At 70.5% G+C, this 14,015-nt stretch carries 12 protein-coding genes, 1 tRNA gene and 1 pseudogene; 5 read left to right on the top strand and 9 right to left on the bottom strand.

Going from position 1 to position 14,015, the window contains the following annotated elements; genetic code table 11:
- Positions 1–7: 7 nt before the first annotated feature.
- From ACEXOX_RS19440 to ACEXOX_RS19425, 4 genes are all read right to left on the bottom strand, one after another.
- Entirely contained in the window at positions 8–502 is a 495-nt protein-coding gene (locus ACEXOX_RS19440) for an NUDIX domain-containing protein (RefSeq protein ID WP_406522138.1), read from the bottom strand.
- Positions 499–1,239, bottom strand: a complete 741-nt coding sequence (locus tag ACEXOX_RS19435) for an XRE family transcriptional regulator (protein ID WP_406522137.1) — start codon at positions 1,237–1,239, stop codon at positions 499–501. The genes ACEXOX_RS19440 and ACEXOX_RS19435 overlap by 4 nt, the downstream gene beginning before the upstream one ends.
- 424 nt (positions 1,240–1,663) lie before the next feature.
- A tRNA-Cys gene (locus ACEXOX_RS19430) sits at positions 1,664–1,735 on the bottom strand.
- A gap of 126 nt (positions 1,736–1,861) precedes the next feature.
- Positions 1,862–2,725 carry an alpha/beta fold hydrolase gene (locus tag ACEXOX_RS19425; protein ID WP_406522136.1) on the bottom strand — a complete coding sequence of 288 codons (864 nt, stop codon included), beginning with the start codon at positions 2,723–2,725 and terminating at the stop codon, positions 1,862–1,864.
- Positions 2,726–3,088: 363 nt separating this feature from the next.
- On the opposite strand from ACEXOX_RS19425, the gene ACEXOX_RS19420 reads away from it, so the two are divergent.
- The 4 genes and pseudogenes from ACEXOX_RS19420 to ACEXOX_RS19405 all read left to right on the top strand — a co-directional run bounded on the left by ACEXOX_RS19420 (position 3,089) and on the right by ACEXOX_RS19405 (position 8,231).
- Positions 3,089–4,465, top strand: a complete 1,377-nt coding sequence (locus ACEXOX_RS19420) for an MFS transporter (protein ID WP_406522135.1) — start codon at positions 3,089–3,091, stop codon at positions 4,463–4,465.
- Between the two features lie 42 nt (positions 4,466–4,507).
- Positions 4,508–6,303: pseudogene (locus ACEXOX_RS19415) on the top strand (DEAD/DEAH box helicase).
- Between the two features lie 390 nt (positions 6,304–6,693).
- The gene (locus ACEXOX_RS19410) at positions 6,694–7,335 is read left to right on the top strand and encodes an IclR family transcriptional regulator (RefSeq protein WP_406522134.1); all 642 of its coding nucleotides are present in this window, start codon (positions 6,694–6,696) and stop codon (positions 7,333–7,335) included.
- 116 nt (positions 7,336–7,451) lie between these two features.
- Positions 7,452–8,231, top strand: a complete 780-nt coding sequence (locus tag ACEXOX_RS19405) for a S16 family serine protease (RefSeq protein WP_406522133.1) — start codon at positions 7,452–7,454, stop codon at positions 8,229–8,231.
- Positions 8,232–8,281: 50 nt separating this feature from the next.
- Here the strand turns inward: ACEXOX_RS19405 and ACEXOX_RS19400 are convergent, their stop codons facing one another.
- From ACEXOX_RS19400 to ACEXOX_RS19380, 5 genes are read right to left on the bottom strand one after another with little or no spacing between them, the layout of a single operon-like run.
- Positions 8,282–9,301 (bottom strand): glycine betaine ABC transporter substrate-binding protein, encoded by a 1,020-nt coding sequence (locus ACEXOX_RS19400; protein ID WP_406522132.1) that lies wholly within the window; start codon positions 9,299–9,301, stop codon positions 8,282–8,284.
- The gene (locus ACEXOX_RS19395) at positions 9,298–10,206 is read right to left on the bottom strand and encodes an ABC transporter permease (protein WP_406522131.1); all 909 of its coding nucleotides are present in this window, start codon (positions 10,204–10,206) and stop codon (positions 9,298–9,300) included. Before ACEXOX_RS19395 ends, ACEXOX_RS19400 begins: the two co-directional genes overlap by 4 nt.
- Entirely contained in the window at positions 10,203–11,456 is a 1,254-nt protein-coding gene (locus ACEXOX_RS19390; RefSeq protein WP_406522130.1) for a betaine/proline/choline family ABC transporter ATP-binding protein, read from the bottom strand. Before ACEXOX_RS19390 ends, ACEXOX_RS19395 begins: the two co-directional genes overlap by 4 nt.
- The gene (locus ACEXOX_RS19385) at positions 11,449–12,096 is read right to left on the bottom strand and encodes an ABC transporter permease (protein ID WP_406522129.1); all 648 of its coding nucleotides are present in this window, start codon (positions 12,094–12,096) and stop codon (positions 11,449–11,451) included. The genes ACEXOX_RS19390 and ACEXOX_RS19385 overlap by 8 nt, the downstream gene beginning before the upstream one ends.
- Before the next feature lie 15 nt (positions 12,097–12,111).
- Positions 12,112–12,579 (bottom strand): Lrp/AsnC family transcriptional regulator, encoded by a 468-nt coding sequence (locus ACEXOX_RS19380; protein ID WP_073761201.1) that lies wholly within the window; start codon positions 12,577–12,579, stop codon positions 12,112–12,114.
- Between the two features lie 129 nt (positions 12,580–12,708).
- On the opposite strand from ACEXOX_RS19380, the gene hppD reads away from it, so the two are divergent.
- Positions 12,709–13,854, top strand: a complete 1,146-nt coding sequence (hppD, locus tag ACEXOX_RS19375) for a 4-hydroxyphenylpyruvate dioxygenase (RefSeq protein ID WP_406522128.1) — start codon at positions 12,709–12,711, stop codon at positions 13,852–13,854.
- Positions 13,855–14,015: the final 161 nt, after the last annotated feature.

Here is a 14,015-nt window from a genome sequence, read left to right as displayed (position 1 = left end):
GGGCGCTTCAGAGGACCTGCGGTTCGCACGAGGTCAGCCCGTGATCGATCCGTGCGCGGATGGCCGGGTGGATGCGATAGTCGTCCAAGTGCTCCGGGGCGACCCACCGGACTTCGGTTGCTTCGGACGGCTCCGGGCGGGCCTCTCCACCGATCAGACGAGCGCGGAGGCAGACGTTGACGGGCTGGCGTACTTCGTCGACGCGGTCTCCGTGCATATAGACGATCACGTGGTCGGGAGAGGAGAAGACTCCTACCAGTCCGATGACCTCAACGTGATATCCGGTCTCTTCGTGGCATTCGCGCACACCGGTCTGGCCGACCGACTCTCCCTTCTTCACGCCTCCCGTGGGGATGGTCCACAGGTCGTTGTCCGCGCGTTTGAGGAGCAGCAGGCGCCCTTGGTCGTCACGGACGAAGACGGACGCGGACGGCTTGCGGCTCGTCGGCTCCGGCGCTTCGGGGTCCTGCCAGTAGTCGATCCTGCGCGTCTTCCTGGTCATCGGGACTCCAGCGTGTCTTCGGCGGGGCGAGCGGAAGCCCATACCCTTTCGTACGACTCCACGTAAGTGCTGAAATAGCTGCCGTCCATCCGGCGCAGGTGCATGGTGGGAGTGAAGGCTGCCAGCACCCCGTACGCGTGTACATTCACGATCATCTCGTCGTCGAACCGGTAGATCGAGTTGTACAACGGCGTATCGTGCAGTCGAATCTGCACCGTGTCAGGCCCGAGTTGACCGTAGTGGTTGAGAACGGAGCTGACTCTTCCCGATACGCCGCCCCCGATGCGATACTCGCGATCTCTCGAAGCCAGTTGGGTACCGGTCGGATCGCCCAGGAGAATACGTACACGCGCACCAGCCCTGGCCTTGTCGGCCAGCGTGGGCAGCCAGTCAGGGTGCTCCTCGGTGAGGAAGAGGCCGGCGAAAGCCAAGAGGTCGATGTCCCGTTCGGAGCTCCGCAGCAACTCCATCCACAGGTGCCGGGGGACATCACTTCGGCGCGGGTAGGTCGCCACCATCTCGGCACCCGCGAGGGAGGACCCGTTGACAGCTTCGGGCCAGAGATATGACTCGTCTTCCTGGAGGATGGCAGCCACGCGGTAGCGAGTACGCGGGTAGGGGACCTTGCCGCTGAGCCACCGCTCCACGGTTTTGGTCGATACTTCCGACGCATCGGCGAGAGAGGCGATGTCGAGCCCAGCTCGGTGCATGGCACGGCGGAGCCGTTCGTTGACCATCCCAACAGCATAGACACCGAGGACGACTTGGCGTCCGGAAGATGTCCGAAGATGTCTAGCGGTGTAGATGCGCTGTCTCGCGCACCCCGCGAACATGGGCCGTATCAGCCTCTTCCGCGACCGTGGGGGTCGCCACGGGGCATGGCTCAACCTCAGAGAGCAGATCCACATGCACGAGGCTACCGTTGCAAGCGCCACCCGAATGACACCTGGCGGATTCCTCACCCCACCCGTTCATCTCACTGAACCATTCGATTTGGATCCGGCACCTGCCGAAGGCTGCTCCGTGTGCAAGGAGAAAGCCGTAGAGCGCCGGCAAGCCCTCGACACAGGTTTCATGGCGGTAGCGGCTTGCGCTGCGATCGAGATCGGACGTCACCCGGGGCACCGGGTGAAGCCGGGTGGTGAGCCCGCAGCTCTTCCGAGGCCGTGACAGGATTCGAACCTGCGTAACCGGATTTGCAATCCGGCCCCTGAACCGCTCGGGCACACGGCCGTGTTGAAGCGATGGACCGAGATTAGGCCGCGGGCCCGGGGGCGGCGCAAGGGTTTTGGGCGGGCCGGCATGTGGTTGCAATGCGGTGTTCACGAGTCCGGTTGGCCGGCCGGTTTCATGGACGTCTCAGGGTGTGTGGAGGAACTCCTCCACCGCTCGGCGGAACCGGGCCGGTTCGTCGATCCAGGGGTAGTGGCCCGCCTCGGGCAGGTGGTGTGTCCGGCCGTCGGGGAAGGAAGCGGCGACCAGTTCGCCTGCCCGTACGCCCGTCACCGCGTCCCGGCCGCCGGTCATGACGAGGACCGGGCACGTCACCTCGCGCAGGCCCGCCAGCAGTGTCTGGCGGGCCGGTTCGTCCACGCCCTGCCAGAAGGCGGCGCGCGGCACCGGGTTCAACTGGGCGGCTTCGGTGGCCGCGTGGGCTTGCTGGGGGGCCTCCCAGCGGCCGTAGGCGAGCGGGGCCGCGGTCAGGAGCAGGTCGTGTGCCTCGGCTGGGGTGGGGGTTTCCGCCAGGCGTTGTAGCGCTGCTGACGCCTCCGGCCACCATGGCTCGTCCGAGCGGGAGGTGAAGATGTCCCGTGCGTCGTCGGGGAATTCGCCTTGCAGGTGGGAGCTGGGGGTGATCAGGATCAGGCGGGTCAGGCGGGCCGGGTACGCGGCCGCGTACGCCTGCGCGGTCGCTGTCGCGGCGTCGTGGGCGAGCAGTGCGAAGCGGTCCAGGCCGAGGTGGGCGCGGAGTGCTTCCAGGTCTTCGGCCAGGTGGGGGAAGGCGTAGCGGGACGGGTCGGCGGCGGGCGGGGAGGCGCCGGTGCCACGGTTGTCCGGGATCAGCAGGTGCCGTTGCTCCGCCAGGCCGCCGAGGCCGTCCAGGTACGTGGCGTCCCGGCCGGGGCCGCCCGCCAGGCACACCAGGGGCGGCAGCCCGGAGTCGTCCGGGCCGAGTGCGCGGTAGTGCAGTTCGGCGTTGTCGTAGCTGGTGAAGTGGGGCATGGGGACAAGCTTGCCGGACGGGGGAGGGGGCGGGGACGGCCGGCGCGTGGCACGGCTTAGGTCCGGCGGCCGAGAAGATCCCCGTCCTGCGACAGGGGCGCAGACCTGTAACGCCTCTTACGCTGACCGCATGACTGCCGTGGACCCGCGTGACGCCGCCGAAGTGCCCCCACCCGCCACCGCCTTGGCACCGCCGTCCCTCGCGGACTCCGCCGCAAGCCCCGTGGCCGCCCCGCCCCTCGCGGACCCCGCCGCGAACCCGGTGGCCGCCCCGCCCCCGAAGGCGTCCTCGGCCGTACGTACCGGGCGCTCACCCTCGGCATCATCTCCGTCGTCTCGCTCATCGCCTTCGAGGCGAGCGCGGTGAACACCGCCATGCCCGCCGTCGGCCACGCCCTGGACGGCATCGAGATGTACGCGTTCGCCTTCTCCGCGTACTTCACGGCGAGCCTGTTCGCGATGGCGCTGTCGGGGGAGTGGTGCGACCGGGGCGGGCCGCTCGCGCCGCTGTTCACCGGGATCGCCACGTTCGGCGCGGGGCTGGTGGTCGCGGGGTCGGCGCAGGAGATGTGGCTGTTCGTGGTGGGGCGCGGGGTGCAGGGGGTCGGGGGCGGGCTGGTGATCGTCGCGTTGTACGTGGTGGTGAGCCGCGCCTATCCGGAGGCGCTGCGGCCGTCCGTCCTCGCGTCCTTCTCGGCGGCCTGGGTGCTGCCGGTGATCGTCGGGCCGCTCGTCGCGGGGACGGTCACCGAGCACCTGGGCTGGCGCTGGGTGTTCCTGTCCATACCCGTCCTCATTCTGCTGCCGCTGACGGTCATGCTTCCCGCGCTGCGCAAGCTGCCGCCCCGCAGGGGCGACGAAGGGATGGACCGGCGCCGCATTCTGCTCGCCCTGGCGGTGGCGGCGGGTGCCGGGCTGCTTCAGTACGCGGCCCAGCGGCGGGACTGGGTGGCTGTGGTGCCCGCGGTCGTCGGGCTCGTACTGCTGGTGCCGGCCATCGTCCGGCTGCTGCCCAAGGGGACGTTCCGGGCCGCGCGGGGGCTGCCGTCCGTCGTACTGATCCGTGGCCTGGCAGCCGGGTCGCTGCTCGCCGCCGAGAGTTTCATTCCGTTGCTGCTCGTCACGGAGCGCGGTCTGTCGACCACGCTGGCCGGGCTCTCGCTGACCGGCGGCGGCCTCACCTGGGCCCTGGGCTCGTACACCCAGAGCCGGCCGCGCCTGGAGCCGTACCGGGAGCGGATCATGGGGATCGGGATGCTGCTGATCACGGTGGCGATCCTGGCCGTGCCGCTGGTGCTGTTCGGCGGCGTGCCGGTCTGGATCGTGGCGGTCGCGTGGGTGGTGGCCGGGTTCGGGATGGGGCTGAACATTTCGAGCGGGAGCGTGCTGCTGCTGAAGCTGTCCCCGCCCGAGGACGCGGGCAGCAATTCGGCCTCGCTCCAGGTGTCCGACGCCCTCGGCAACATCACCTTCGTCGGGCTGAGCGGCCTGCTGTTCAGCGCCTTCGGCGGCGCCTCGGTCGACACGGGCGGCACGCCGGACGTGACCAACGCCGCATCCGGGCAGCCCGCCGCCTTCGCCGCGGTCTTCCTCGCCATGGCGGCGGTCTCCCTCACCGGATCGTGGGTGGCCACACGCCTGAAGCCCGCGGAAAAAGGCCTCGGGGCGGTCCCGGCCGGTGGCGGGAAGGCGGCACCGGTGCCCGGCCCGCGAACGCCGTCCGCTCCTGCGGAGCGTTAGGCTGACGCGGTTGCCGATCGCCGAGCCAGCCCGACGGAGACCGTGACTACCACCACCAGCGCCACCAACAACCACCACCTGTCCCCGGCCTTCCCCGGACGGGCCCTTGGGGTACCGCGAACAAGCTGCGCGCCTGGCAGCAGTCCGCGATGGACCGGTACATCCAGACGCAGCCGCGCGACTTCCTCGCGGTCGCGACCCCCGGCGCGGGCAAGACCACCTTCGCGCTCACCCTCGCCTCCTGGCTGCTGCACCACCACGTCGTGCAGCAGGTGACCGTGGTCGCCCCCACCGAGCACCTGAAGAAGCAGTGGGCGGAGGCCGCCGCCCGGATAGGCATCAAGCTGGACCCGGAGTACAGCGCGGGTCCGCTGAGCAAGGAGTACCACGGCATCGCGATCACGTACGCGGGTGTCGGCGTACGTCCGATGCTGCACCGCAACCGGATCGAGCAGCGCAAGACGCTGGTCATCCTCGACGAGATCCACCACGCCGGCGACTCCAAGTCGTGGGGTGAGGCGTGCCTGGAGGCGTTCGAGCCGGCCACCCGGCGGCTCGCGCTGACCGGTACGCCGTTCCGCTCCGACACCAACCCGATCCCCTTCGTGACGTACGAGGAGGGCGACGACGGCATCCGGCGCAGCTCCGCCGACTACACGTACGGCTACGGCAACGCGCTCGGCGACGGCGTCGTCCGCCCGGTGATCTTCCTGTCGTACAGCGGCAGCATGCGCTGGCGCACCAAGGCCGGCGACGAGATCGCGGCGAAGCTCGGCGAGCCGATGACCAAGGACGCCGTCTCGCAGGCCTGGCGCACCGCGCTGGACCCGCGCGGCGACTGGATGCCCAAGGTCCTCAAGGCCGCCGACCAGCGGCTGACCGAGGTCCGCAAGGCGATACCGGACGCCGGCGCGCTGGTGATCGCCTCCGACCAGGAGCAGGCCCGCGCGTACGCCAAGCTGATCCGGGAGATCACCGGCGAGGGCGCCACCCTGGTGCTGTCCGACGACAGCGGTGCCTCGCAGCGCATCGACGACTTCGCGCACTCCGAGGACCGGTGGATGGTCGCGGTCCGGATGGTGTCCGAGGGCGTCGACGTGCCGCGCCTGGCGGTCGGCGTGTACGCGACGACGATCTCCACCCCGCTGTTCTTCGCGCAGGCGGTGGGCCGCTTCGTACGGTCCCGCAAGCGCGGCGAGACCGCGTCCGTCTTCCTGCCCACGGTGCCTTCGCTGCTCGGCTTCGCCAACGAGATGGAGGTCGAGCGCGACCACGTCCTGGACAAGCCGAAGAAGGACGGCGACGAGGATCCGTACGCCGAGTCCGAGAAGGAGATGGACGAGGCCAACAAACAGCAGGACGAGGACACCGGCGAGCAGGAGCAGTTCTCCTTCGAGGCGCTGGAGTCCGAGGCGGTCTTCGACCGGGTGCTGTACGACGGCGCCGAATTCGGCATGCAGGCGCACGCGGGCAGCGAGGAGGAGCAGGACTACCTCGGCATCCCCGGGCTGCTGGAGCCGGACCAGGTGCAGATGCTGCTCCAGAAGCGGCAGGCGCGGCAGATAGCGCACAGCAAGAAGAAGCCGGACTCCGAGGCCGACCTGCTGGAGATGCCCGCCGAGCGGCGTCCGGTGGTCACGCACAAGGAGCTGCTGGAGCTGCGCAAGCAGCTGAACACCCTGGTCGGCGCGTACGTCCACCAGAGCGGCAAGCCGCACGGCGTGATCCACACCGAGCTGCGCCGGGTGTGCGGCGGCCCGCCGAGCGCGGAGGCCACGGCCGGACAGCTCAACGAGCGGATCAAGAAGGTACGGGAGTGGGCCACGCGCATGAAGTGAGCCCTGCGAAGTGATGTGGCGGCCCGCGGCCCGGACGAGGTTCCGGGGCGCGGGCCGTAGCTGTAGGTGCCCGGGGCCGTACGGAGCCGGGCTCGCCGCTGTCCGGACGTCTCCGTGTTGTACCCCAGCCCGAAAGGCCCGTGTGCGCCGCCAACCGGTCACAACCTGCGGATGTTCAGGGATAAAGCGGTCACGGAAGACCGGATTCTGGACGGACTCTTCCGCTGACCGGACCAGCTCGCTACTGTCCCGGTCACGCACACGCCCCGTGGCAGCGCCGCCGCGGAGCGCAGCCGGTGCCATGCGGCCGGCGGCCTCTTCGCGCGCGCTGCCCCGGGACCGGCAGCGCACCCCGCGGACGAGCCGCCACTCACCCGAGGAGGGGGCGTCGTGACCGCGGAGACCTCCCAGACGCTCGACCGGGGACTACGCGTCCTCAAATTGCTCGCCGACACCGACCACGGCCTGACCGTCACCGAGCTGTCCACCAAGCTGGGGGTCAACCGGACCGTGGTCTACCGCCTGCTCGCCACCCTGGAGCAGCACGCCCTGGTACGCCGTGACGTCGGCGGCCGGGCCCGGGTCGGCCTGGGCGTGCTGCGCCTGGGCCGCCAGGTGCACCCGCTGGTGCGCGAAGCGGCGCTGCCCGCCCTGCGCTCCCTGGCCGAGGACATCGGCGCCACCGCCCACCTGACGCTCGTGGACGGTACGGAAGCGCTGGCCGTGGCCGTCGTCGAGCCGTCCTGGACCGACTACCACGTCGCCTACCGCGCGGGCTTCCGGCACCCGCTGGACCGGGGCGCGGCCGGGCGGGCGATCCTCAAGGCCCGCCAGGGGCGCATCGAGGACGCCGGGCTGGCCCTGACACACGGCGAGTTGGAGGCGGGTGCGAGCGGCGCCGCGGCCCCGCTGCTCGGGGTGAGCGGCATCGAGGGCAGCGTCGGCGTCGTGATGCTCGCCGAGACGGTGCCCGAGCGGGTCGGGCCCCGGGTGGTCGAGGCGGCCCGCGAGGTGTCCGAAGCGCTGCGGTGACGGTCCGGGGCGGTGGCGGTCCGAGGCGTGCGGTCCGGGGCGGGCGCCGAGGGCGCGCGTACCCCGTCGCGCCCCGTGGTGAGAGGCCGGGCGGCCAGGTCATCTAGGGTGGCGGGGTGTCTTCTCGCACTCGCGCCCTCGGGATCTGCGCCGCCCTGGTCATCGCGCTCCTCGCCACGGTGGCCTTCGCGCCCCTGCCGTTCTCGGTCGCCTTCCCCGGCGACACGGCGGACGTGCTGGGCAAGCACAAGGGCAAACAGGTGATCACGATCAGCGGGGCGCCGACCCGCGAGACCAGTGGCCAGCTGCGGATGGCGGCGATCGTGGCGACCGGCCCGGACGCGCCGGTCCGGCTGCCGGACATCGTCAAGGGCTGGTTCCGTACCGACCAGGCCGTGATGCCGGTCGAGTCGGTCTACCCGGTCGGCGACACGGCGGAGAAGGCCGTGGAGCACAACCTGAAGGACATGCGCTCCTCCCAGGACGTCGCCACCCGCGCCGCCCTGAACTATCTGCACAAGAGCGACAAGGACGTCCAGGTCAAGCTGGACCTGGGCACGATCGGCGGGCCCAGCGCGGGTCTGCTGTTCTCGCTGGGCATCATCGACAAGCTGGCCGGGGACGGCCAGGGCGGTGACCTGACCGGCGGGCAGAAGATCGCGGGCACCGGCACGATCGCCGCGGACGGCGAGGTCGGAGCGGTCGGCGGGGTCGCGCTGAAGACGCAGGCCGCGGGCCGGGACGGCGCCACGGTCTTCCTCGTGCCGAAGTCGGAGTGCCGGGACGCGCAGGCCGAGCTGCCGGAGGGGCTGCGGCTGGTCCCGGTCAGCACGCTGTCCGGGACCGTGGACGCGCTCAAGGCGCTGAAGTCCGGCGGCAAGGTCCCCAGCTGCTGACCGGCCGCTGAGAGCCGCAGGCGGCCGGCCGGTGAGTCATCGGCAGCCGTTCAGCCGCCGTCCTTGATGAACCCCTTCTCGATCATCCATTCCTTCGCGACCTCGTGCGGGTCCTGCCCCTCCACGTCCACCTTCGCGTTCAGGCTCTGCGCGACGGCGTTGTCCAGAGCGGCGGTGACCGGCGCGAGGATGTCCGCGATCTGCGGGTACTTCTTCATCGTCGCCGCGTTCATCTCGGGCGCCGCGTTGTAGTTCGGGAAGAAGTGCCGGTCGTCCTTGACGGTCTTCAAGCCCATCGCCTTGATCCGGCCGTCGGTCGTGTAGACCTCGCCGAAGGTGCAGGCGCGGCCCTCCGCCACCTGGGTGTAGACGACGCCGCTGGTCATCTTCTTGATGTTGCCGGACGGGAGCCGCATGCCGTACGCCTTGGCCATGCCGGGCAGGCCGTCGTTACGGGCCGAGAACTCGGCCTCCGCGCACAGGGTGACCGCGCTCGGGTCCTTGCGGGACAGCGCGGCGACGTCCGACAGGGTCTCGACGCCCAGCCGTTTGTACTGCTCGGCGTTGAGCGCCAGCGCGTAGGTGTTGTTGAGCTTCGACTGCGGCAGCCATTCCAGGCCGTTGGCGCGGTCGCCGTCGCGTACCGCCTCCCACTGCTTCCGCGGGTCGACTATGGGGCGTTCGTGGCCGAGGTAGGTGATCCAGCCGGTGCCGGTGTACTCGTACATCCCGTCCGCCGTACCGGACTTGACCGCCTCCCGGGCGCCGATCGAGCCCTGGATGTTGGTCTTGTCGACGACCGAGGCGCCGGCCGCCTTGAAGGCCAGGCCCATGAGCTGGCCGAGGATGATGTTCTCGGTGAACTCCTTGGACGTCACGGCCAGTTCGGCGCCCTTGAGCGGCTGCCCCCGGCCGATCGTGCCGGGCCGCACGTCGTCGCTCATCGGGCTGCCGCTGACCAGCCCGCAGCCGCTCAGCGCGGCCGCGCCCAGCAGCAGGCAGGCGGCGGCGGCCGGTACGGTCCTGCGGGGCCGGGGCCGGGGCCGGGGCCGGCGCGGTTCTGCGGTCATGATTCCCCCACCTCCAGCCCTCGCGGGCGCAGCAGCAGTTCCACGAGCGACGCCAGCCAGTCGACCAGCAGCGCCAGCACCACCGTCAGGACGGAACCGAGCACCAGCACCGGCATCCGCTGGGTGATGATGCCCGCCGAGATCAGGTCGCCGAGCCCGCCGCCACCGCCGAAGGTGGCCAGGGTGGCGGTGCCCACGTTCAGGACGAGCGCGTTGCGCACGCCCGCCAGGATCAGCGGTACGGCCAGCGGCAGTTCGACCTTGGCCAGCACCCCGGCCGCCGACATGCCGATGCCGCGGGCGGCCTCGGTCAGCGTCGGGTCGATGGCCTTCAGGCCCGCGACGGTGTTGGCCAGGACCGGCAGTACCGCGTAGAGCACCATGCCGATGACGGCCGCCTCGGCCCCGATGCCGAGCCGGATGACCAGCAGCACCAGCAGGCCCAGGGCGGGCACCGCCTGCCCGAGGTTGGCCACCGCCACCGCGAACGGCGCGGCCCGGCGCAGCCTGGCGCGGGTCAGCGCGATGCCCAGGGGGATGGCGATGATCAGTACGAAGAAGGTCGACACGGCGGTCAGCTGGAGGTGCTGGCGCAGCGCCAGCCACACCTTGCCGTCGTCCACCGCCTGGTGCGCGATGGAGTCCAGCCGGGCGCCGCGGAACCACAGCCAGGTGGCGAGCAGCACCGCCGCCAGTACGGCGGGCAGCGTGACCGCCTTCTTCCAGGTGATCCGGCGCGGCGGCCGGGTGACGGACGCGGCGGGTGCGGCGGGTGCCGGCTCGGCCGCCAGTACGGGCCCGCGCTCCCCGGCCGCCGCCTCGTCGCGGAAGGTCACGCCGTGTACCTCGTGCTCGCCCGGCGGCCGTTCGCCCTTCGGTGGCCGGCGCCTGTCCCGGGGGCTCACGCCTTGACCCCGTGCGCGCCGCCCGCCGGGTCCACGCCCTCCTGGGCCAGCCGCGTCTGCCGCGCGCGCTGCTCCTCCAGCGCGTGCCGGTGCTCGACGGCGTCCAGCCGGTCCTCCTCCAGCAGTTCGTGGACGTTGTTCATCAGCGTCTCCATGTCGACGACGCCGGTGTACTCGCCGCGCCGCCCGGTCACCGCGACCCGGCCCGCGTTGTCGGTGAGGACCGCCTCCAGCGCGTCGCGCAGGGTCGCGTCGCGGGTGACCGTGTCGTGCACGAGCGTGCCCGCGCGGGCCAGCGAGCCCTTGGCGCGCATCAGGTCGCCGCGGCGCAGCCACTTGTAGGGGCGCCGGTGCCGGTCCAGCAGCAGGATCTCGTTGGTGGCGCCGGAGCGCAGCAGGTCGAAGATGGACTGGAGCGGGTCGTCCATCGACGCGGTGGGGAAGTCGACGACGCCGACGTCCCGTACGCGGGTGAGGTTGAGGCGTTTGAGGGCCGCGCCCGCCCCCACGAAGCCGGAGACGAAGTCGTCGGCGGGGTTGGTGAGGATGGCCTCGGGCGTGTCGAACTGCGCGATGTGCGAGCGCTCGCGCAGCACCGCGATGCGGTCGCCCAGCTTGATCGCCTCGTCGAAGTCGTGGGTGACGAAGACGATGGTCTTGCGCAGTTCGTGCTGGAGCCGGATCAGCTCGTCCTGGAGGTGGTCGCGGGTGATCGGGTCGACCGCGCCGAACGGCTCGTCCATGAGCAGGACGGGCGGGTCGGCGGCCAGCGCCCGCGCCACGCCGACGCGCTGCTGCTGCCCGCCGGACAGCTGCCGCGGGTAGCGGCCGTGGAACTCGCGCGGGTCGAGGCCGACCAGGTCGAGCATCTCCTCGACGCGGCTGCTCACTCTCGCCTTCGGCCAGCCGGTCATCTTCGGGACGAGGGCGATGTTCTGGGCGACGGTCATGTGCGGGAAGAGGCCGGAGGACTGGATGGCGTAGCCGACCTTGCGGCGCAGCCTGACCGGGTCGATGCCGGTGACGTCCTCGTCGCCGATCATGATCCGCCCGGAGGTGGGCTCGATCAGCCGGTTGATCATTCTCAGGGTGGTGGACTTGCCGCACCCCGAGGGCCCGACGAGGATCACCGTCTCGCCGGGCTTGATGTCCATGCTCACGTTGTCGACCGCGGGCGTGGGGTTGCCCGGGTAGAGCTTGCTCAGGTTCTCCAGCGCGATGCCGGCGCCGGAGGCGGTGGTGTCAGGCACGGGTCCCCCTGGAGATGGTCAGCCGTCCGAGGACGACGTACGCGGCGTCGAAGAGCAGGGCGAGGACGACGATCCCGAGTGTCCCGGAGAGCACCTGGTTGAGCGCGTTGGCGCTGCCCAGGGAGGAGATACCGCGGAAGATCTCGTTGCCCAGGCCGGGCCCGGAGGCGTAGGCGGCGATCGCCGCGATGCCCATCAGCATCTGGGTGGAGACCCGGATGCCGGTCAGGATCGGCGGCCAGGCCAGCGGCAGCTCCACCCGCACCAGCCGGGCCGTACGGGACATCCCGATGCCCTTGGCGGCGTCGATCAGCGCGGGGTCGACGCCGCGCAGACCGACGACGGCGTTGCGTACCACCGGCAGCAGCCCGTACAGGGTCAGGGCGATGACGGTGGGCGCCACGCCGAGGCCGACGATCGGCACGAGCAGGCCGATCAGGGCCAGCGAGGGCACCGTCAGGATGGTCGCCGTGGTGGCGGTGGCCAGGTTCCCGGCCCATTCACTGCGGTAGGTGGCGACGCCCAGCAGTACACCGAGCACGGTGGCGAGCACCATGCACTGGAAGACGGCGCTGGCGTGCTGAAACGTATCCGTCAGCAGCTGGGCGTGCCGGTTGCCGACGTACTCCCAGAAGCTCACACGCGCTCTCCTCGGTCAGTCCCCCGACGCTTGTTTGACCAGGGGGATGATGCGCAACGGAACTGGATTTTCCATGACGATCGCGGTGGAAGCCCGCATGATGCCATCGAAACCCACAACTCGGTCGATCACCCGTTGCAGATCGGCGTTGGAACGGGCAACGAGTCTGCACAGCATGTCCCCATGTCCCGTCGTTGTATGCAGCTCCAGCACTTCCGGTACGGACGCCAAGTGCGCCCGTACGTCGGCCCCTTGACCCTGTTTGATCTCCAGTGTCGCGAATGCGGTGACCGGGTAGCCCAGCGCCGCCGGGTCCACGTCCGGACCGAATCCCCGGATCACTCCGTTCGACTGAAGCCGGTCCAGGCGCGCCTGCGCCGTGCCGCGCGCCACCCCGAGCCGGCGCGACGCCTCCAGTACGCCGATGCGCGGTTCCTCGGCGAGCAGTTCCAGGAGTCTGCCGTCCAAATGATCGATCGCCACGGCCGTCGCCTCCGAAATCGATGGTCATCATGTACGAATCGTCCGGTGAATCGCGCGATTCGCTGTACAGCTTGCCCAGTGAACGCGCAAACTATTGCGCACCTTGTGGCCCGGAGGGAGTCTGCGGGCATGACACAGACCACGGACCACACCACCCCCACCAGTGCTCGGCAGGCCGATCCCTTCCCGGTCAAGGGGATGGACGCGGTCGTCTTCGCCGTCGGCAACGCCAAGCAGGCGGCGCATTACTACGCCACCGCCTTCGGCATGAAGCGTGTCGCCTACTCCGGACCGGAGAACGGCAGCCGCGAGACCGCCAGTTACGTGCTCGAATCCGGCGGCGCCCGTTTCGTGTTCACCTCCGTCATCAAGCCGACGACCGACTGGGGCCGCTTCCTGGCCGACCACGTCACCGCCCACGGTGACGGCGTCATCGACCTCGCCATCGAGGTGCCGGACGCGCGCGCCGCCTACGCGTACGCCCTGGAGCACGGCGCCACCGGCATCGAGGAGCCGTACGAGACCAAGGACGAGCACGGCGTCGTCGTCCGCGCCTCCATCGCCACGTACGGCAAGACCCGGCACACCCTGGTCGAGCGCACCGACTACGACGGCCCCTACCTGCCCGGCTACGTCGCCGCCGACCCCATCGTCGAGCCCGGCAAGCGCCGCTTCCAGGCCATCGACCACTGCGTCGGCAACGTCGAGCTCGGCAAGATGGACGAGTGGGTCGCCTTCTACAACAACGTCATGGGCTTCACGAACATGAAGGAGTTCGTCGGCTCGGACATCGCCACCGAGTACAGCGCCCTGATGTCGAAGGTGGTCGCGGACGGCACCCGCAAGGTGAAGTTCCCCCTCAACGAGCCTGCCATCGCCAAGAAGAAGTCGCAGATCGACGAGTACCTGGAGTTCTACGGCGGCCCCGGCTGCCAGCACATCGCGCTGGCCACCAACGACATCGTCGCGAGTGTACGGGCCATGCGCGCGGCGGGCGTCGAGTTCCTGGACACCCCGGACTCCTACTACGACACCCTCGGCGAGTGGGCGGGCGAGACCCGCGTCCCGGTCGAGACGCTGCGCGAGCTGAAGATCCTCGTCGACCGCGACGAGGACGGCTACCTGTTGCAGATCTTCACCAAGCCCGTCCAGGACCGTCCCACCGTCTTCTTCGAACTGATCGAGCGGCACGGCTCGCTGGGCTTCGGCAAGGGCAACTTCAAGGCCCTCTTCGAGGCCATCGAGCGGGAGCAGGAACGGCGCGGCAACCTCTGACACCCCGGCCCCGCCCGGGTGTCCTCCGGACGCCACCCCCACCCCGCGGCCCCGCCGGTCCTGACCCGGCGGGGCCGCGGCCCTTCCCGCGGGGAGCGGCGCTCCCGCACCCGGGACCGTCACCCGGGTGCGGGAGAGGAACCCCGGCCGCGGGGGGCCCT

Source organism: Streptomyces sp. Ac-502, from assembly GCF_045222935.1.
Lineage (GTDB): Bacteria > Actinomycetota > Actinomycetes > Streptomycetales > Streptomycetaceae > Streptomyces > Streptomyces monomycini.
This window is presented reverse-complemented; position numbering and strand designations above follow the sequence as displayed.

Excerpts from the sequence above, each read along its gene's own strand:
- ACEXOX_RS19440 (WP_406522138.1), bottom strand. The coding sequence starts at position 502 with ATGACCAGGAAGACGCGCAGGATCGACTACTGGCAGGACCCCGAAGCG.
- ACEXOX_RS19435 (WP_406522137.1), bottom strand. The coding sequence starts at position 1,239 with ATGGTCAACGAACGGCTCCGCCGTGCCATGCACCGAGCTGGGCTCGAC.
- ACEXOX_RS19425 (WP_406522136.1), bottom strand. The coding sequence starts at position 2,725 with ATGCCCCACTTCACCAGCTACGACAACGCCGAACTGCACTACCGCGCA.
- ACEXOX_RS19400 (WP_406522132.1), bottom strand. The coding sequence starts at position 9,301 with ATGACCGCAGAACCGCGCCGGCCCCGGCCCCGGCCCCGGCCCCGCAGG.
- hppD (WP_406522128.1), top strand. The coding sequence starts at position 12,709 with ATGACACAGACCACGGACCACACCACCCCCACCAGTGCTCGGCAGGCC.